General features: G+C 67.4%; 17 protein-coding genes. 15 read left to right on the top strand and 2 right to left on the bottom strand.

Going from position 1 to position 17780, the window contains the following annotated elements; translation table 11 throughout:
- Positions 1–84: 84 nt before the first annotated feature.
- Positions 85–708 carry an SACE_7040 family transcriptional regulator gene (locus tag PUN51_RS07010; RefSeq protein WP_159635627.1) on the bottom strand — a complete coding sequence of 208 codons (624 nt, stop codon included), beginning with the start codon at positions 706–708 and terminating at the stop codon, positions 85–87.
- Positions 709–929: 221 nt separating this feature from the next.
- Between PUN51_RS07010 and PUN51_RS07005 the strand changes: the two genes are divergently transcribed.
- From PUN51_RS07005 to PUN51_RS06975, 7 genes are read left to right on the top strand one after another with little or no spacing between them, the layout of a single operon-like run.
- On the top strand, positions 930–2537 hold the full coding sequence (locus PUN51_RS07005; protein ID WP_159632375.1) for a carboxyl transferase domain-containing protein: 1608 nt from the start codon (positions 930–932) through the stop codon (positions 2535–2537).
- A 31-nt stretch (positions 2538–2568) separates the two neighbouring features.
- On the top strand, positions 2569–4737 hold the full coding sequence (locus tag PUN51_RS07000; protein WP_275180507.1) for an ATP-binding protein: 2169 nt from the start codon (positions 2569–2571) through the stop codon (positions 4735–4737).
- A 17-nt stretch (positions 4738–4754) separates the two neighbouring features.
- Positions 4755–5918, top strand: a complete 1164-nt coding sequence (locus PUN51_RS06995; protein WP_159632374.1) for an acyl-CoA dehydrogenase family protein — start codon at positions 4755–4757, stop codon at positions 5916–5918.
- Between the two features lie 20 nt (positions 5919–5938).
- Positions 5939–6703 carry a CoA transferase subunit A gene (locus PUN51_RS06990; protein WP_224027299.1) on the top strand — a complete coding sequence of 255 codons (765 nt, stop codon included), beginning with the start codon at positions 5939–5941 and terminating at the stop codon, positions 6701–6703.
- Positions 6700–7479 (top strand): CoA transferase subunit B, encoded by a 780-nt coding sequence (locus tag PUN51_RS06985; RefSeq protein ID WP_374114919.1) that lies wholly within the window; start codon positions 6700–6702, stop codon positions 7477–7479. Before PUN51_RS06990 ends, PUN51_RS06985 begins: the two co-directional genes overlap by 4 nt.
- Positions 7476–8042: a MaoC family dehydratase gene (locus tag PUN51_RS06980; RefSeq protein WP_224025573.1), complete on the top strand. Its 567-nt coding sequence runs from the start codon at positions 7476–7478 to the stop codon at positions 8040–8042. Before PUN51_RS06985 ends, PUN51_RS06980 begins: the two co-directional genes overlap by 4 nt.
- A gap of 4 nt (positions 8043–8046) precedes the next feature.
- Positions 8047–8886, top strand: a complete 840-nt coding sequence (locus tag PUN51_RS06975) for an HpcH/HpaI aldolase/citrate lyase family protein (RefSeq protein WP_159632372.1) — start codon at positions 8047–8049, stop codon at positions 8884–8886.
- On the opposite strand, the gene PUN51_RS06970 is transcribed toward PUN51_RS06975, so the two are convergent.
- On the bottom strand, positions 8887–10356 hold the full coding sequence (locus PUN51_RS06970; protein WP_275180505.1) for a lipase maturation factor family protein: 1470 nt from the start codon (positions 10354–10356) through the stop codon (positions 8887–8889).
- 110 nt (positions 10357–10466) lie between these two features.
- On the opposite strand from PUN51_RS06970, the gene dxr reads away from it, so the two are divergent.
- The 8 genes from dxr to PUN51_RS06930 all read left to right on the top strand — a co-directional run bounded on the left by dxr (position 10467) and on the right by PUN51_RS06930 (position 17708).
- The gene (gene dxr / locus PUN51_RS06965; RefSeq protein WP_275180338.1) at positions 10467–11651 is read left to right on the top strand and encodes a 1-deoxy-D-xylulose-5-phosphate reductoisomerase; all 1185 of its coding nucleotides are present in this window, start codon (positions 10467–10469) and stop codon (positions 11649–11651) included.
- Positions 11652–11668: 17 nt separating this feature from the next.
- Positions 11669–13000 (top strand): M50 family metallopeptidase, encoded by a 1332-nt coding sequence (locus PUN51_RS06960; RefSeq protein WP_275180337.1) that lies wholly within the window; start codon positions 11669–11671, stop codon positions 12998–13000.
- Positions 13001–13077: 77 nt separating this feature from the next.
- Positions 13078–13860, top strand: coding sequence for a MarR family transcriptional regulator (locus tag PUN51_RS06955; RefSeq protein WP_275180336.1), 783 nt, complete (start codon positions 13078–13080; stop codon positions 13858–13860).
- A complete protein-coding gene (locus PUN51_RS06950; protein WP_275180335.1) occupies positions 13857–14462 on the top strand; it encodes a hypothetical protein in 606 nt (201 codons plus the stop codon). Before PUN51_RS06955 ends, PUN51_RS06950 begins: the two co-directional genes overlap by 4 nt.
- Positions 14463–14559: 97 nt before the next feature.
- Positions 14560–14853: a YciI family protein gene (locus PUN51_RS06945; RefSeq protein WP_224025578.1), complete on the top strand. Its 294-nt coding sequence runs from the start codon at positions 14560–14562 to the stop codon at positions 14851–14853.
- Between the two features lie 34 nt (positions 14854–14887).
- Positions 14888–16054, top strand: a complete 1167-nt coding sequence (gene ispG, locus PUN51_RS06940; RefSeq protein WP_018771945.1) for a flavodoxin-dependent (E)-4-hydroxy-3-methylbut-2-enyl-diphosphate synthase — start codon at positions 14888–14890, stop codon at positions 16052–16054.
- Positions 16017–16907, top strand: coding sequence for a GNAT family N-acetyltransferase (locus PUN51_RS06935; RefSeq protein ID WP_159635612.1), 891 nt, complete (start codon positions 16017–16019; stop codon positions 16905–16907). The genes ispG and PUN51_RS06935 overlap by 38 nt, the downstream gene beginning before the upstream one ends.
- Before the next feature lie 39 nt (positions 16908–16946).
- The gene (locus PUN51_RS06930; protein WP_275180334.1) at positions 16947–17708 is read left to right on the top strand and encodes a hypothetical protein; all 762 of its coding nucleotides are present in this window, start codon (positions 16947–16949) and stop codon (positions 17706–17708) included.
- Positions 17709–17780: the final 72 nt, after the last annotated feature.

Raw genomic sequence — 17780 nt, 5'->3', positions numbered from 1 at the left:
CCGGCCCCGGCCCGCATAAGCGGTGCTGCCAGGGGCCGGTTGTGCGGGCCGGGGCCGTTCGTGTGGTGACCGGTGCCGGGCGGGTCAGGCCGAGGGTACGGTCAGGGCGGCGAGCGCCATCCGCTCCAGCAAGGGACGGGCGACGCCGGCAGCCATGCGCCTGCCATGGCTGCGGACCGAGTGCGGGGTGGAGTTGATCAGGCCGAACGTGGCGTGGGCGCGCATCCGCAGCTCAGCGTGGTCGGTCGCGGGATGGACCTTGGCCAGGACGTCCACCCACACCTCCACGTAGCTGCGCTGCAGTGTGCGCACGGCCAGCTGGTCCTGCTCGGACAGGTTGGTGAAGTCCCGGTCCTGCACGCGGATCACGTCCGGCTTGCCGAGGGCGAAATCCACCTGGAACTCCACCAGCTGACGGAGCGCGGCCTGGGGGTCGGCAGTATGCTCCACCACCTGGCGGCCGCCGTCAAGCAGTTCCTGGCTCACCGTGACCAGCAAGTCCGCCAGGACTGCCTGCTTGCCCGGAAAGTGGCGGTACACCGCAGGTCCGCTGACGCCTGCCGCCGCGCCCAGGTCCTCCAGCGAGACCCGGTTGAAGCCGTTGGCCGCGAACAGCGAGGCAGCAGCGGACAGCAAAGCCTGCCGCCGGTTCTCCTTGGCCCTGCCGCGCTGGGTTGTTGGCGTGGGGGGAGTGGCGGCCTGGGCCATGGGGGCCTGGGCTGTGGTGGCTTGGACTGCAGGGGCTTGGGCGGCAGGGGCCGGCTGCGCTGTATTGCTGGACACTTTTCCTCCTTGAGCCAGCCCAGAGTCTAGCAACGCGGCGATGTGTTGGACATCACAGTTAATCGAGACTAACCTGAATTTCAGTTATTAGTCACTAACCGAGTTGGCCTGGCGGCCGCCCGGACCCACACAAGGACGGAACGTCGATGGAGACCCTGGCCACCCGGCTCGACCCGGCAAGCGAGTCCTTCCGCACCAACCGGGACGAGCAGCTCTCGCTCGCCGGGGAGCTGCGGAAGAAGCTGGCGGATGCGGCGCTGGGCGGGCCCCAAAAGTCGCGGGACCGCCACGTGGCCCGGGGCAAGCTGCTGCCGCGGGACCGGATCGACCAACTGCTGGATGACGGCAGCCCCTTCCTGGAAATTGCGCCCCTTGCGGCCAACGGGATGTACGGTGACGACGCACCCGGCGCAGGAGTGATCGCCGGAATCGGCCTGGTGCATGGCCGCCACGTCCTGGTGATCTCCAACGACGCAACCGTCAAGGGCGGAACCTATTACCCCATGACGGTGAAGAAGCACCTCCGCGCCCAGGAGATCGCGCTGGAAAACCGGCTGCCCTGCATCTACCTGGTGGATTCGGGAGGCGCCTTCCTGCCCAAGCAGGACGAGGTGTTCCCGGACAAGGAGCACTTCGGCCGGATCTTCTACAACCAGGCGCGACTCTCGGCGGCCAAGATCCCGCAGCTCGCCGCCGTCATGGGCTCCTGCACGGCCGGCGGAGCCTACGTCCCCGCGATGAGCGACGAGACCGTCATTGTCCGGAACCAGGGCACCATCTTCCTGGGCGGGCCGCCGCTGGTAAAGGCAGCCATCGGGGAAATCGTCACCGCCGAGGAACTGGGCGGCGGCGAGGTGCACTCCCGGGTCTCCGGAGTGACGGACCACCTGGCCGAAAACGACGAACATGCCCTCCAGATCATCAGGGACATCGTTGCCACCCTGCCGCCTCCCGCCGCACCGGCCTGGCAGGTGGAACCCGCCGTCGAACCGGCAGCGGACCCCGAAGGCCTCTACGGCGCCGTGCCCACGGACGTCAACGCACCTTACGACGTCCATGAAGTCATCGCCCGCCTGGTGGACGGCAGTAAATTCCACGAGTTCAAAAAGGACTACGGCACCACCTTGGTCACGGGATTCGCCCGGATCGATGGCCACCCCGTGGGCATCGTGGCCAACAACGGCGTGCTGTTCAGCGAGTCCTCCCTCAAGGGCGCGCACTTCATTGAGCTGTGCGACCAGCGCGGGATCCCGCTGCTGTTCCTGCAGAACATCTCCGGCTTCATGGTGGGCAGGGACGCCGAGCAGGGCGGCATCGCCAAAAACGGGGCCAAGATGGTGACCGCCGTTGCCACTGCCCGCGTCCCCAAGCTGACAGTGGTCATCGGCGGCTCCTTTGGCGCCGGCAACTACTCCATGTGCGGCCGTGCCTACTCGCCGCGGTTCCTGTGGATGTGGCCTGCTGCCCGGATCTCGGTCATGGGCGGAAACCAGGCGGCCGGCGTGCTGGCCACCGTGAAGCGGGACCAGTACGAAGCGGCGGGGGAGGAATGGGCGGCCGAGGACGAGGAAGCCTTCAAAGCGCCCATCCGCCGGCAGTACGAGGACCAGGGCAGTCCCTACTACTCCACGGCCCGGCTGTGGGACGACGGTGTCATCGACCCCGCCGATACGCGCACCGTCCTGGGCCTGGCGCTTGACGTCGTCTCCCGCACCCCCTTGCCGGAGACCTCCTTCGGCCTCTTCCGGATGTGAGCCAGCAATGACCATGCAGACCAACACCGCCATGCAGCAAGGCACCACCGGCGACCAGGCCGTAGAAGCCGGCACCGGGCCCCTCTTCAGCGCCGTCCTGGTGGCCAACCGTGGTGAAATTGCGTGCCGCGTCATCCGCACGCTGCGGCTCCTGGGAATCCGGTCGGTCGCCGTCTACAGCGATGCCGACGCCGGCGCCCGCCACGTGCGCGAGGCTGACACTGCCGTGCGCATTGGCCCCGCCGCGGCAACCGAAAGCTACCTCAGCATCGACGCCATCCTGGCGGCGTGCCGGCAGTCAGGCGCTGACGCGGTCCACCCCGGTTACGGCTTCCTGAGCGAAAATGCGGACTTCGCCCGTGCCCTCGAAAAAGCCGGCATTGCCTTCATCGGTCCCGGCGTGGAAGCCCTGAACGTCATGGGCGACAAGATCCGCGCCAAGAACCATGTGGCAGGGTATGGCGTGCCAGTGGTCCCCGGCATTGCCAGGCCCGGCATGACGGACAGCGAACTGGTGGACGCTGCTGCCGCCGTCGGCTATCCCCTCCTGATCAAGCCCTCTGCCGGCGGGGGCGGCAAAGGCATGCACGTCGTCGAAAAGCCGGCGGACCTGCCCGCCGCCCTGGCCACCGCACGGCGTGTTGCCGCAGCCGCCTTCGGGGACGACACCCTGTTCCTGGAGCGACTGGTGACCACACCGCGGCATATCGAGGTGCAGGTGCTGGCGGACGGCCACGGCAACGTCATCCACCTCGGCGAACGCGAATGCTCCCTGCAGCGGCGGCACCAGAAAGTCATCGAGGAAGCCCCTTCGCCCCTGCTGGAAAGCCTCCCCAACGGCGCGGACATCCGTGCGCGGATCGGCGAGGCCGCCTGCAACGCCGCCCGCAGCGTGAACTACACCGGGGCCGGAACCGTGGAGTTCCTGGTCTCGGACAATGCGCCGGATGAGTTCTTCTTCATGGAGATGAACACCCGGCTGCAGGTGGAGCACCCTGTCACGGAGATGGTCACCGGAATCGACCTGGTGGAATGGCAGGTACGGATCGCCGCCGGTGAACCGCTGACCGTCCGGCAGGCTGACGTCAGCCTTTCCGGCCATGCGGTGGAGGCGCGGGTCTACGCCGAGGTGCCGGAGAAGAACTTCCTCCCGTCCACCGGGACGGTGCTCCAGCTTGACGAACTGCCGGACGCAAGGGATAACCGCGTCCGGGTGGATTCATCTCTCGTGGAGGGCCTGGAGCTCTCCGCGAATTACGACCCCATGATTTCGAAGGTGATCGCCTGGGGCACGGACCGCGGTGAGGCCCTGGAATCCCTCGACGCGGCGCTGGCCGGCTACACGGCGCTGGGCATCGAGACCAACGTCGAGTACCTGCGGCTCCTGGTCAACGATTCCGATGTCCGCGCCGGGCGCCTGGACACCGGACTGATCGAACGGAAGCAGCCGGCGCTGGAATTCCGGCGCGTGGGCGCCCCCGAACTGGTGGCCGCCGCCCTGTACGCCCTCACCCTGGAGGCGCAGGACAACCCCGCTCCGGCCGGCGGACCGTGGCAGGCCCGCAGCGGGTGGCGACTTGGTGCGCCCGCGCCGCGCCGGATCAGCCTGGGAACACCCGACGGCGGTGTAGCAACGGTGCAGGTCAGCGGAAGTCCCAGCGGTGCGGACACTGCCGTGGTTGCTGTCGACGGCGGCACCCGGCAGGCCGCCGCGCTGCGCTTGGCGCAGGACGGCAGCGCAGTCCTGACCCTTGGCGGGGAGGCACGGGAGTACCAGGTGGCCGTACCGCCCGGGCAGCCGCTCCAGCTCTTCCTCGGCAACGGCGGCTGGTCCTGCCGGCTGGAACTCCTGACCCGTGAAGCGCGGCTGGAACGGGTACTGGCAGCCGTGCAGCGCCAGGAAGGTGCGGCCGACCCCGAGGTGCGCTCGCCGATGCCGGGAACCGTGGTGGCCGTCCCGGTCAGCGACGGGGATGCGGTGGAGGCCGGGGAGGTCCTGGTATCCGTGGAGGCCATGAAGATGGAGCACCACCTGGTGGCCCCCCTGGCAGGAACGGTCCACCTGACCGCCCGCACCGGTGACCTGGTGAAGGCGGATCAGATCCTGGCCACCATCCACCCGCATCCCACCGGTGCGGAACCCGCTTCCACGGACACCGGCACAGACGCAGACGCAGACACAGACACAGACACCCAGTAAGGCGAAGGAGCCTGACCATGACCGGTTTTGAACTTACCGAGGAATACCAGGACCTCAGCGACACCGTCCGCGACTTCGCGGACAACGTGGTGGCCCCGGTCTCCGCCAAGCACGACGAAGAGCACAGCTTCCCCTATGAAGTGGTGAAGCAGATGGCGGAGATGGGCCTGTTCGGGCTGCCGTTCCCGGAGGAATATGGCGGCATGGGCGGGGACTACTTTGCCCTGGCGCTCGCGCTGGAGCAGCTGGGCCGTGTGGACCAGTCCGTCGCCATTACCCTGGAGGCCGGCGTGTCCCTCGGTGCCATGCCGGTGTACCGGTTCGGCACGGACGCACAGAAACAGGAATGGCTGCCCATGCTGGCGTCCGGCCAGGCGCTCGCCGGGTTCGGGCTCACCGAACCCGAGGCCGGCTCCGACGCCGGCGGCACCAAGACCCACGCCCGGCGGGAGGACGGCCACTGGGTCATCAACGGCAACAAGGAGTTCATCACCAACTCCGGAACCGACATCACCCGCCTGGTCACCGTCACGGCGGTTACCGGGCAAAAGGAGCGCGAAGACGGGTCCATCCAAAAAGAGATTTCCACCATCCTGGTACCCACCGACACACCCGGCTTCAAGGCGGAAAAGCCCTACAACAAGGTGGGCTGGAACGCCTCGGACACCCACCCCCTCACCCTGAAGGACGTCCGGGTGCCGGAGGAAAACCTGCTGGGCGCCGAGGGGCGCGGCTACGCCAACTTCCTGTCCATCCTGGACGAGGGCCGGATCGCCATCGCCGCACTGGCCACCGGTGCCGCCCAGGGCTGCGTCGACCAGTCCGTCAAATACGCCCGCGAGCGCCGGGCGTTCGGCCACGAAATCGGCAAGTACCAGGCCATTTCGTTCAAGATCGCCCGGATGGAAGCGCGGGCGCACACGGCCCGCCTGGCCTACTACGACGCGGCCGCAAGGATGCTGGCCGGCAAGCCGTTCAAGACCCAGGCGGCCATCGCTAAGATGGTCGCAGGCGAGGCGGCCATGGACAATGCGCGGGATGCCACCCAGGTGTTCGGCGGCTATGGCTTCATCAACGAGTTCACCGTGGCACGCCACTACCGCGACTCCAAGATCCTTGAAGTGGGGGAGGGCACCACGGAGGTCCAGCTGATGCTGATCGCCCGCGAACTGGGACTCTAGCCGGCCCGAAAGGATCAATGATGATTGACAAGGTTGTTGCCAGTGCAGACCAGGCCGTTGCGGACATCCCCGACGGCGCGTCGCTGGCCGTGGGCGGCTTCGGGCTCTGCGGAATTCCGGTGGCCCTGATCGACGCCCTCCACCGGGCCGGCACCTCGGGGCTGGAAACCGTCAGCAACAACTGCGGCGTGGATGACTGGGGGCTCGGCATCCTGCTCCGTGACGGCCGCATCCGCCGCACCATCAGTTCCTACGTAGGCGAGAACAAGGAATTCGCCCGCCAGTACCTGGCCGGCGAGCTCGAGGTGGTGCTCACCCCGCAGGGCACGCTGGCGGAAAAACTGCGGGCCGGCGGGGCCGGGATTCCGGCGTTCTACACCAAGGCAGGGGTCGGCACGCAGGTGTCCGACGGCGGCCTGCCGCAGAAGTACGACGCCAACGGCGGGATCGCGGTTGCTTCCGCCCCGAAGGAAGTGCGCTCCTTCGGGGGAGTGGATTACGTCCTGGAAGAGTCACTCACACCTGACTTCGGGCTGGTGCACGCGTGGAAGGGCGACCGGCACGGCAACCTGGTCTTCCACGCCACCGCCATGAACTTCAACCCGCTGTGCGCCATGGCAGGGCGCATCACCATCGCCGAGGTGGAGGAACTTGTGGAGCCCGGCGAACTGGACCCGGAGCACATCCACACCCCCGGGATTTTCGTCCAGCGGGTGGTCCTGGCCCAGGACGGGGAAAAACGGATCGAAAAGCGGACGGTGGCACTCAACCAGGCAGGAGCATGACCATGGATCCCAACAGCCCCGAAGCTCCCCGGCCCGAAGCCGTACGCCCGGAATACCGGCGGCCCGGTTCCCGGCAGTATTCCGGGCCCGGTGACTCTACATCGGCGGAAACCAAAGGCTGGACGCGGAACGAACTCGCCGCACGCGTAGCCAGGGAACTCCGCAACGGCCAGTACGTGAACCTGGGCATCGGGATGCCCACCCTGATCCCCAACTACATCCCGGCGGGCGTGGAAGTGGTGCTGCACTCCGAGAACGGGATCCTCGGCGTCGGGCCCTACCCCACAGAGGATGCCATCGATCCCGACCTGATCAACGCCGGCAAGGAGACTGTCACCGTCAACAGGGGAGCGGCGTTCTTCGACTCGGCCACGTCCTTCGGCATGATCCGCGGCGGCCACGTTGACGTGGCCGTGCTCGGCGCCATGGAGGTGGCCGCCAACGGGGACCTGGCCAACTGGATGATCCCGGGAAAGATGGTCAAGGGCATGGGCGGGGCCATGGACCTGGTGTTCGGGGCCAAGCGCGTGATCGTGATGATGGAGCACGTCGACCGCAACGGCAACCCCAAGATCGTCCAGGAATGCTCGCTCCCGCTGACCGGGAAGGGCTGCGTGGACCGGATCATCACGGACCTGGCCGTCATCGACGTCGTCCGGGACGGCAGCGGATCGCGGCTGGTCCTGAGCGAACTGGCCCCCAACGTCTCCGTGGAGGATGTAGTGGCCGCCACCGGTGCGGACCTGTTCGAGGAAGACCGGGAACTCACCGTATGACCGGCAGCAACCCCACGGACGGCAACCCCGCGGACCGTAAACCCACGGAAGACGGCGGCCGGCGGGTCATCGAGCAGCGCGGGCTGTACTTCGACGAACTTGAGGACGGCCTGGTGTATGCGCACCGTCCGGGCCGGACGGTGACGGAGACGGACAACGTCCTCTTCAGCACCCTGACCATGAACACCCAGGCGCTGCATCTGGACGCCGCCTGGAGCGCCGGCCAGCCCTTTGGGCAGCGGCTCATGAACTCCATGTTCACCCTGGCCACCATGGTGGGCCAGTCCGTCACCCAGCTGACCCAGGGGACCATCATCGCCCAGCTGGGCCTGACGGACGTTTCCTTCCCGCACCCGCTGTATCACGGGGACACGCTGTACACGGAGACAGTCGTCACCGGCAGGAGGCTTTCGGCCTCACGCCCGGGCCAGGGCATCGTTACCATGGAGCACACCGGCCGCAACCAGGACGGCGCCGTGGTGGCACGTGCCACCCGCAGTTGCCTGATGTGGACCCGGGAGGCACATCAGAACGCGCAGAGCAGCCAAAACGTCGGAGAATAGCCTTATGACCTTTGTGATGGGCCCCGCCCTGCTCTTCTGCCCCGCCGACCGTCCCGAGCGCTACCAAAAGGCCGCCGCCCGCGCGGACGCCGTCATACTGGACCTCGAAGACGCGGTGGCGCCGGCAGACAAGCAGCGGGCCCGCGGCGCCATCCTGGCCCAGCTGGGCACCACCGGCGTGGAGCCCGAGCTTGAGCCCAGCTGCACCATTGTCAGGGTCAACCCCGTGGGCACCGAGGACTTCGAAAAAGACCTGCACTGCCTGGCGCACACGCCCTACCGCACCGTGATGCTGGCCAAGGCTGAATCGGCCGACCAGCTCAAGGCGCTGGAGGGATACCAGGTCATTGCGCTGTGCGAAACGGCGGTGGGCGTCCTCAACGCCCCGGCGATCGCCGCGGCGCCGAATGTGGTGGGCCTGATGTGGGGGGCTGAGGACCTGCTGGCTTCCCTGGGCGGCACGTCCAGCCGGACGGACGACGGCGGCTACCGGGCAGTGGCCCTGCACGCCCGCTCGTCAGTGCTCCTGGCAGCGCGGGCGCACGGCAAGGAAGCAGTGGACGCCGTGTACACCACCATCCCGGACCTCGACGGGCTGGCTGCTGAAGCGGCCGACGCCGTGGCCTCCGGCTTCAGCTCCAAGGCCTGCATCCATCCCAGCCAGGCAGCCGTGGTCCGCAAGGCCTATGCGCCCTCGGACGATGAGGTGGCCGCAGCCACCGCCCTGCTGGACGCTGCCGCGTCGGCGGGCTCCGGGGTCTTCAAGTATCAGGGCAAAATGATCGACGGCCCCATCCTCAAGCACGCCCAGGAGATCGTCCGGCGCGCTGCCGTGGAGGCATAACTACCGTTGCCGTCCCTCCGGCCGCCGGAGGGACGTGGCCGGGATCGGCTCATACAGCAGCGTCCGCACCCAGCGGTTCCCTGTTTCCCGGAACTCCTTCCGGCTGGCGAAGCGGTAATGGAAACTGCGCACGCGCACCCAGCGTGGCGCGGCGCCGTCGAACGGGTCCTTCCGCAGCAGCCGCAGCATCTGCCGGTCCGCCGCCAGCAGCTTGCCCAGGAAGGCGTAGAACCATTCCTCGTGCACGGTCCGCAGCGGCAGGAACCACATCAGCCAGTCCAGCCGCAGGTGGTATGGGGCCCACTGCCGCGGAATCCGGCGCACGTCCCCCGGCTTGCCCTTGAAGCCGTACTCGCGCCAGTCCGAACTGTCACCGGGGTCCTCGTCCAGCGTGCCCTCCACCACGATCTCGATGCGTTGCTTGGTCACCGTGCCAAACGCGCCGTAGGCGTTGACCAGCTGCCACCGGTTGAAGCTGGCGTTCATCAGCTGCCGGCGGGAGAAAAGGTTGCGCAGCGGCCAGTAGCTCAGCACCAGCAGCAGGATCGACGCCGCCAGCGTGATGGCCAGCCACCACAGCGGGGTTTCCGGCCGGGTGCCCGCGGCGGCATTCCAGTCCGCGGGGATGGCAGGGATCACGGCGTGCGCCACGGGGTCGCTGACCGCCGCGAACGCCAGCACGATCGCCATCCAGTTCAGCCAGGCGAAGTTGCCGCTGGCCACCAGCCACAGCTGGGTCACCACCACCACTCCTGCCGCGACGCTTGCCACGGGCTGGGGTGCGAACAGCAGGAACGGCACCACCAGCTGGGCGATGTGGTTGCCCACCACCTCGATCCGGTGCAGCGGCCTGGGCAGCAGGTGGGCCTGCCGGCTCAACGGCCCGGGCATGGGCTGGGTTTCGTGGTGGTAGTACAGGGCGGTCAGGTCGCGCCACTCCCTGCCGCCGCGGATCTTGATCATTCCCGCGCCGAACTCCAGCCGGAACACCAGCCACACGGTCAGGATCAGGATGGTCCGGGGCGGCTCCGTCTGGTTGGAGCCCAGGAAGCCCACCGTGAAGCCCGCCTCCAGGAGCAGCATTTCCCAGCCGAACCCGTAGAAGGTCTGGCCCACGTTCACGATGGACATGTACAGCAGCCACAGGGCCAGGAACGCAATCAGCGGCACCCAGGGCGGCCCCAGCTGCGGGATTCCGGCCACCAGCAGCGCCGACACCACCAGCCCTGCGGCGCAGACTCCGCGCAGCAGCCCGTCCGAGTACCGCCAGCGGAACAGCGTAGGCCGGCGAAAGCGGGGGAACGCGGACAGGAACCCGGGCACCGGGAGGAGGCCGCGCTCGCCGAGCAGGGCGGGGAACTGGTTCATCGTGGACAGGAACGCAACAAAATACAGCGCCGCCACACCCCGTTGCAGCACCTGCCGGGCGAACCCGTATTCCGGCGCGTCAAACCACCACAGCCAGTCCACGGATTCCACGTTACGCCCGGTCACGCGGGGGTCAAGGTGCACTATCGGGCCCGGGCGGAGCAGGGCCAGGGGCGTCAAAGGGGCCCGGACGGGTGCGGGATACTTAACCCATGCAGCCACGCAGAATCGTCCTCCTCGGATCCACCGGTTCCATCGGCACCCAGGCGATTGACGTCGTCGACGGCGCCCCGCCCCTGTTCGAGGTGGTGGCGCTCAGTGCCGGGGGCGGCAACCTGGAGCTCCTGGCGCAGCAGGCGGTCCACACCGGCGCCGCTGCGGTGGGGATTGCCGGCGGGGATCCTGCCCGGCTGACGGCACTGATCAGCGACGCCGCCGCTGCGGCCGGCCGCCAGGGGTACCGGCCGGAGATCGTGGCGGGCCCGGACGCGTCCGCCCGCATCGCCGCAATTGAGGCGGACGTGGTGCTCAACGGCATCACCGGATCCATCGGCTTGGCACCCACGCTCGCGGCCCTCAAGTCCGGGGCCACCCTTGCCCTTGCCAACAAAGAGTCCCTGATCGTGGGCGGCAGCCTGGTCAAGGCCGCAGCCCGCGAAGGCCAGATCGTCCCCGTCGATTCGGAGCACTCCGCCATCGCCCAGTGCCTGCGCTCCGGCACTGCCGATGAGGTGGACAAGCTCATCCTCACAGCTTCAGGAGGACCGTTCCGGGGCAGGAGCCGGGAAGAGCTCCACTCCGTCACCCCCCGGGAAGCCCTGGCCCACCCCACCTGGGACATGGGCGTCATGGTCACCACCAACTCGGCCACCCTGGTGAACAAGGGGCTGGAAGTCATCGAGGCGCACCTGCTGTTCGACATTCCCCTGGACCGGATCGACGTCGTCGTGCACCCCCAGTCCGTGGTCCATTCCATGGTCCAGTTCGTGGACGGCTCCACCGTCGCCCAGGCGTCCCCGCCCGACATGCGCCTGCCCATTGCCCTGGGGCTCGGCTGGCCGGCCCGCGTGCCCAACGCCGCCGTCCCGTGCGACTGGACCCAGGCCGCCACCTGGACCTTCGAACCGCTGGACACGGATGCCTTTCCCGCCGTCGGGCTGGCCAAGGACGCCGCCAAGCAGGGGAGCACCTACCCTGCTGTCTTCAATGCGGCCAACGAGGAAGCGGTCACGGCGTTCCATGCCGGCCGGATCCGTTTCACCGACATCGTCGACACCGTGGACAGTGTGCTCAGCGAACACTCAGGTTCCTCCGGGCTGACGGTGGAATCCGTGCTGGATGCTGAAAGCTGGGCACGCGCCCGGGCCCACGAACGTTTAGCAGTCAGCAGTCTCTAGGAAGCAGCAGCACCTCCATGACCCCTGTCCTACTTTTCATCCTCGGCGTTGTTTTCGTCGCCCTTGGCATCGCCGTGTCCATTGCGCTCCACGAAGTGGGCCACCTGGTGCCCGCCAAGCTCTTCAAGGTCCGCGTCACCAAGTACATGATCGGGTTCGGCCCCACACTGTGGTCGCGCCGAAAGGGCGAAACCGAATACGGCGTGAAGGCCGTGCCGCTGGGCGGCTACGTCTCCATGATCGGCATGTATCCGCCGAACAAGGAGGACGGTTCGGTCCGGCCTTCGAGCACCGGCATGTTCCAGACGCTGGCCACCGAGGCCCGTTCCATGGCCCACGAGGAAGTGGGGCCCGGCGACGAAAACCGGGTCTTCTACCGCCTGCCGGTCTGGAAGAAGGTCATCGTGATGCTGGGCGGCCCGGCCATGAACATGATCCTTGGCGTGCTGCTCACCGCCGTTCTGCTGATGGGCTTCGGCGTGGCGACGGCCACCACCACCATTTCCGACGTCTCCAAGTGCCAGGTTGCCGCAGGGCAGACCGTCGACCCCGATTCCGCCGACTGCCAGTTGACGCCCGCCGCCGCGGCCGGCCTGAAGCCCAATGACACCATCACCTCCTTCGACGGCAAACCTGTCACCAGGTGGGACCAGCTGACGGAATGGATCCGCGCTTCCGCCGGCAAGGAAGTCTCCATTACGGTGCAGCGGGACGGCAACCCGGTATCCACCACCGTGACCCCCGTCCTGTCGGCCCGGCCGGTCATGGGAACCGACGGTCGCCAGGCCACCGACGCCGCCGGCAACCTCCAGTACCAGGACGTCGGATTCCTTGGCATCGGCGCGCAGACGGCGCTGGTGCCCCAGCCGGCGTCGTCCGTCCTGCCCATGGCGGGGGAGAACATCCGCCAGGTGGCCGGTGTTGTCTTCAACCTGCCTGCCCGCGTGGTGGGCGTGGCCAAGGCTGCGTTCAGCGAAGAGCCGCGCGACCCCAACGGGCCCATCAGCGTGGTTGGCGTGGGCAGGGTTGCAGGCGAGGTGGCAGCCATGGAGGCCGTGCCGATGCAGTCCCGGGTGGCAACCCTCGTCGGACTGCTGGCCGGCCTGAACTTCGCACTTGCGGTGTTCAACCTGGTCCCGCTCCTCCCACTAGACGGCGGCCACGTTGCGGGCGCCCTGTACGAGGGCGTCCGGCGCCGGGTGGCAAAGCTGCGCGGGCGGCCGGATCCCGGGGCCTTCGACATCGCCAAACTGCTTCCCGTCACGTACGTGGTCGCGGCGCTGTTGATGGGCATGAGCGCGTTGTTGATCTACGCGGACATCGTCAAGCCGGTCAACCTGTTCGGATAATCGCCCCATATCGGTTGACTTTCAAAAATCAGCCAAATCTGATTGATTGATCACTCTCAACCGCCTATGGTTGAGAGATGTTCGTCATGACCATCGACCAGCGCGGAAGTACCGGTGACCAGGACCGTGTACCGGCCCTGCTGGACCAGCTTGCCGGCCTTGAGCTGCCCAACCAGGAACAGCCGGTCTTCGAGCGCTCCGTAGGGGATGAAGTCCAGGGAGTGGTCCGGGACGCCTCCGCCGTGGTGGAGATAGCCCTGCACGCGCTCCGCGGCGGCCACTGGTACATAGGCATTGGCGTTGGGACCGTGGTCCTGCCGCCCCACGCCAGTCCCCGGGAAGGAACCGGAACGGCCTTTGTTGCCGCGCGGAAGGCTGTTGAGCTTGCCAAGGGCGCCGGTTCCCAGGTGCCGTTGTCGGTGGTGCCCGGCATCATGGCAGGGGAAGCGGCCAAGGGTGTCGCTGCAGCGGAGGGGGTGCAGGCTTGTGCCAATGCGGAGGCGGTGCTCCGGTTGCTGGGCCGGCTTGTCCAGGACCGCACGGAGGCGCAGTGGCGGGTGGTGGACGCCCTGCGCCGCCTGGGCGCGCGGGGCCAGGGCCAGGGCCGGCACGGAAGCCAGAAGCACGTGGCGCTTGAACTCGGAATTTCGGAGCAGTCGGTGAGCCGTACCGTGCTTCGCTCCGGGTGGCAGGAAGAATGGGCAGCCAGGCCGGCCGCGTCCATGCTCCTTGGTTTTGCCGACTCCCGGGTTGGCCGGGCCGAAAAGGATGTCCCTGCGCAGCAACAGCAGCAGGCGCCTGCGCAGCGGCAGGGGCCTGGGCAGCGAAAGCCGGCGGACCGGATTGAAGGAGACACGTGACCGCACTGTGGGTGGCAGTGGCCTTGGTGGTGGCGGGCTTTGCCGGCTGGCCGGTCACTGCGCTGGTGTTCAAGCTCGCCCGGACCATCGACGACAAGGCAGATGCCGCCAAGGCCGCGGAGGAAGCCCGGGCGGCGGAAGAGGACCCGTCGGCTGACGTCACCGTCGATGACCCTTCCCATGCATCCCCGGGGTCGCGCGGAGGCACCGTACCGGCGGCGGGCGCAGACCCGGCTCCTGACGCAGACCCGGCTCGTGACGCTGCCGGCGGTGCAGGCAACCAGGCAGTGGACAGTGAGCTGACCGCCCCTCCCGGACGGCTGGCGTCGGACGGTCCCGCAGCCGGACCCGCCGCACCCAGCCAGCGCATCCTGCGCGGCGGGGCCATCATCGGCGTGCTGGAGCGGCTGGGGGTGTGCCTTGCCATCCTTACCGGCCAGCCCGTGGCCATCGCCTACATCGTTGCGGTCAAGGGCCTGGGCAGGTTTGCCGAGCTGAAGGAGACGCCGGTGGCGGCTGAGCGTTTCATCATCGGGACCCTCACTTCCATGCTCTGGGCCGCCGGCACCGCTGCCGCGGTCAAAGTCCTCTTCCTGCACTGACTGCAGCCCACTGGGCGTCGTCCGCTCCGCCCCGGCACATCCTCCGGCATTGGGGATTGGGACGGTACCAGGGCGGCCATGGCGATAGGGTAGCGGTATGACAGTTTTTGCCGTTGAGTACGTTTATGCCGCCAACTCCACCGAAACCCGCAATGAGGTCCGCCCCGCGCACCGGGAATGGACAGGCGGCCTGGCACAGGACAGCGTCATCGTGGCCAGCGGCCCCTACGGCGACGGCGCGGGTGCCCTGCTGATCTTCAAGGCGTCAGATGAAGGCGCCCTCAACTCGATCCTCAAGCAGGACCCTTTCGCCGAAGCCGGTGTGATCGCCGGAACTCGCATCACCGAATGGTCTCCGGTAACCGGCATGCTGGCCGGGATTGCCGCGTAGCCGCCTTTTTACCCTTTCAACTCAAGGAGTCCACGTGACCTCGGTCAGCCTGGGAATGCCGTCAGCACCACCGCCCGTCCTTGCCCCCCGCCGCAAGACGCGCCAAATCAAGGTCGGCTCGGTAGGCGTCGGATCTGATTTTCCCATCAGCGTGCAGTCCATGACCACGACGCCCACCACGGATATCAACGCCACCCTGCAGCAAATCGCCGAGCTCACGGCGTCCGGCTGTGACATTGTCCGTGTGGCCTGCCCGTCCGCCGACGATGCCGAGGCGCTGCCCATCATTGCCCGGAAATCGCAGATCCCGGTCATCGCGGACATCCACTTCCAGCCCAAGTACGTCTTCGCAGCCATCGAGGCCGGCTGTGCGGCAGTGCGCGTGAACCCCGGAAACATCCGCAAGTTCGATGACCAGGTCAAGGAGATCGCCGCCGCCGCCAAGGACCACGGCACCTCCATCCGCATCGGGGTCAACGCGGGCTCCCTGGAGCCGGGCATCCTCAAGAAGTACGGCAAGGCCACCCCCGAAGCGCTGGTTGAGTCAGCGGTCTGGGAAGCCTCGCTCTTCGAGGAACACGGCTTCCACGACTTCAAGATCTCCGTAAAGCACAACGACCCCGTGATCATGGTGGCCGCCTACGAGATGCTCGCGGAAAAAGGCGACTGGCCCCTGCACCTGGGCGTCACCGAAGCCGGCCCCGCCTTCCAGGGCACCATCAAGTCCGCCACGGCCTTCGGGGCGCTTCTCTCGCGCGGCATCGGCGACACCATCCGGGTGTCCCTCTCCGCGCCGCCGGTGGAAGAGATCAAGGTGGGCAACCAGATCCTCCAGTCGCTGAACCTGCGCCCGCGCAAGCTTGAAATTGTGTCCTGCCCTTCCTGCGGCCGTGCCCAGGTTGACGTGTACACTCTGGCAGAACAGGTCACCGCCGGGCTGGAAGGGATGGAGATCCCGCTGCGCGTGGCAGTCATGGGTTGCGTCGTCAACGGCCCCGGTGAGGCCCGCGAAGCTGATCTTGGTGTTGCCTCCGGCAACGGCAAGGGCCAGATCTTCGTGAAGGGCGAGGTCATCAAGACTGTTCCCGAGAGCGCAATTGTTGAGACACTGATCGAAGAGGCTATGCGTATCGCGGAAGAGATGGGGGAGGCCGATGGCGAAGATGCTGTCAAGGGTAGCCCCGTGGTTAGCGTCTCGTAAGGACGCGGCGGACCCCGCGGGTCTTTCTGTCCGTACCCTCGACGGCCAGGACACCCCCGCGCTGACATCGCTCGCCGGGCAGGACCCGGTAACCAACGTATTCATCCTGGCGCACCTTCGTGCCACGGGAACGGCGGCACCCACCAGCGGCGGCGCCGGGGTCATCGGCGTTTTCGACGACGGCATCCTTGCCGGTGCGTGCTGGGCCGGAGCCAACCTGGTTCCGGTCCAGCTCGATCCCGCCCTGGCCCCCCTGGTGGCCGAGGCCGCCAACAGCTCCGGGCGCCGGTATGCGTCCGCCTTCGGTCCGGCGGATGCGGTGCTGGCGCTCCATGCCGAACTGGCGGAGCTCGGCCACCGTGCCCACGAGGTCCGGGCGGACCAGCCACTGATGGTCATTGAGGGACCGCCCCTGGTGCAGCCCGATCCCGGCCTGGCCCTGGGGAACCTGGCCGACTTCGACCGCATCCTCCCGGCCTGCGCCGCCATGTTCGAGGAGGAGGTGGGCTACTCGCCCTACCTTGGCGGCAGGGAGTTCTACAGCCGCCGCGTCGAGGGCCTCATCCGGCAGGGTCATTCCATGGTCCACCTCAATGACGCGGGGGAGGTGGTCTTTAAAGCCGAGCTGGGGGCGGTCACGGACGATGTCACCCAGGTCCAGGGGGTCTGGATGAATCCGGTCTTCCGCGGCCAGGGGTTGAGTGCCGGCTACATGTCGGCAGTCGTGGAAAAGGCCCAGCAGATAGCACCCGTGACCAGCCTTTATGTCAACGGCTTCAACACCAGGGCAAGATCCACGTACGAACGCGTCGGCTTCCGCCAGGTGGGCACCTTCGCTACAGTTCTCTTCTAGCCGGCGGTCGCCGGTTCCAAGCAGAATATTGGGGGAAAAGTGAAGACATCGGTGCTGGGAACTTTCGGGGCTTCAGTCCTTTTGGCCGTAGCAGTTTCTGCGTGTGGGGGACCCGGGCCGCAGGCCGCAGAGTCCTCACCCGCACCGTCCGCGGGGTCCGGCACCACAGCCGCCGGCCCCACCGCCACGGCAACTCCTACGCCAACCCCGACGGCGAAGGCATACACGGCCGAAGAGCTGGCTGCCATAGTGGGCCAGGTGCGGGACGCGGCCGACCGGAGGCTGACCGTCCTGCCCAGTGCCGATATCAACACCACGCTGGAGCAGACGAAGGCGATGCTTGCCTCCATCGACGTCAAGCCGGAGGAGTGCAAGGCGCTCGCTGCCGCAAGCACCGTGCCTTCGGTGGACGGAGCAGCCATGGCCGTGGGAATGAGCAATGATGCGTCCACAGGCGCTGTCACTGCCCTTTCTTTGGTTGCCGGCCTGGACCAGAGCTTCCTCAGCAAGGTTGCCGACCCGTCGGAACAGCTGGCGAAATGCTCTTCAATGACCATGACTGCCTCGGGTATGGACGTCTCTGTCACCATCACGCCGGTGGACGCCGGCACACAGCCCGGTGCGGTCGCCTACCGCACGGACAGTGCCCTGCCGGACGGCCGTACCCAGTCCACCATCACGGCGCAACTGGTCCGCCAGGGCGTGGTGCTCACCTCGGTTGCGTCCGGCGGCGCAAGCGAGGCCGACGCCGTCCGTCGGGCAGGTGCGCTCCTTGACTCCGCGGCTGCCCTGGTGAAGTAACAACCGGCGGCAAACACGGGGCAAACGGATTCCCAAAATAAAAACACTTGTCAAACGTGTGCACGATCACAT

The organism is Arthrobacter sp. NQ4 (genome assembly GCF_029077345.1).
Classification (GTDB): Bacteria; Actinomycetota; Actinomycetes; order Actinomycetales; family Micrococcaceae; genus Arthrobacter.
The sequence above is the reverse complement of the archived record's forward strand: the minus strand, read 5'-3'. Positions and strand labels throughout refer to the sequence as shown.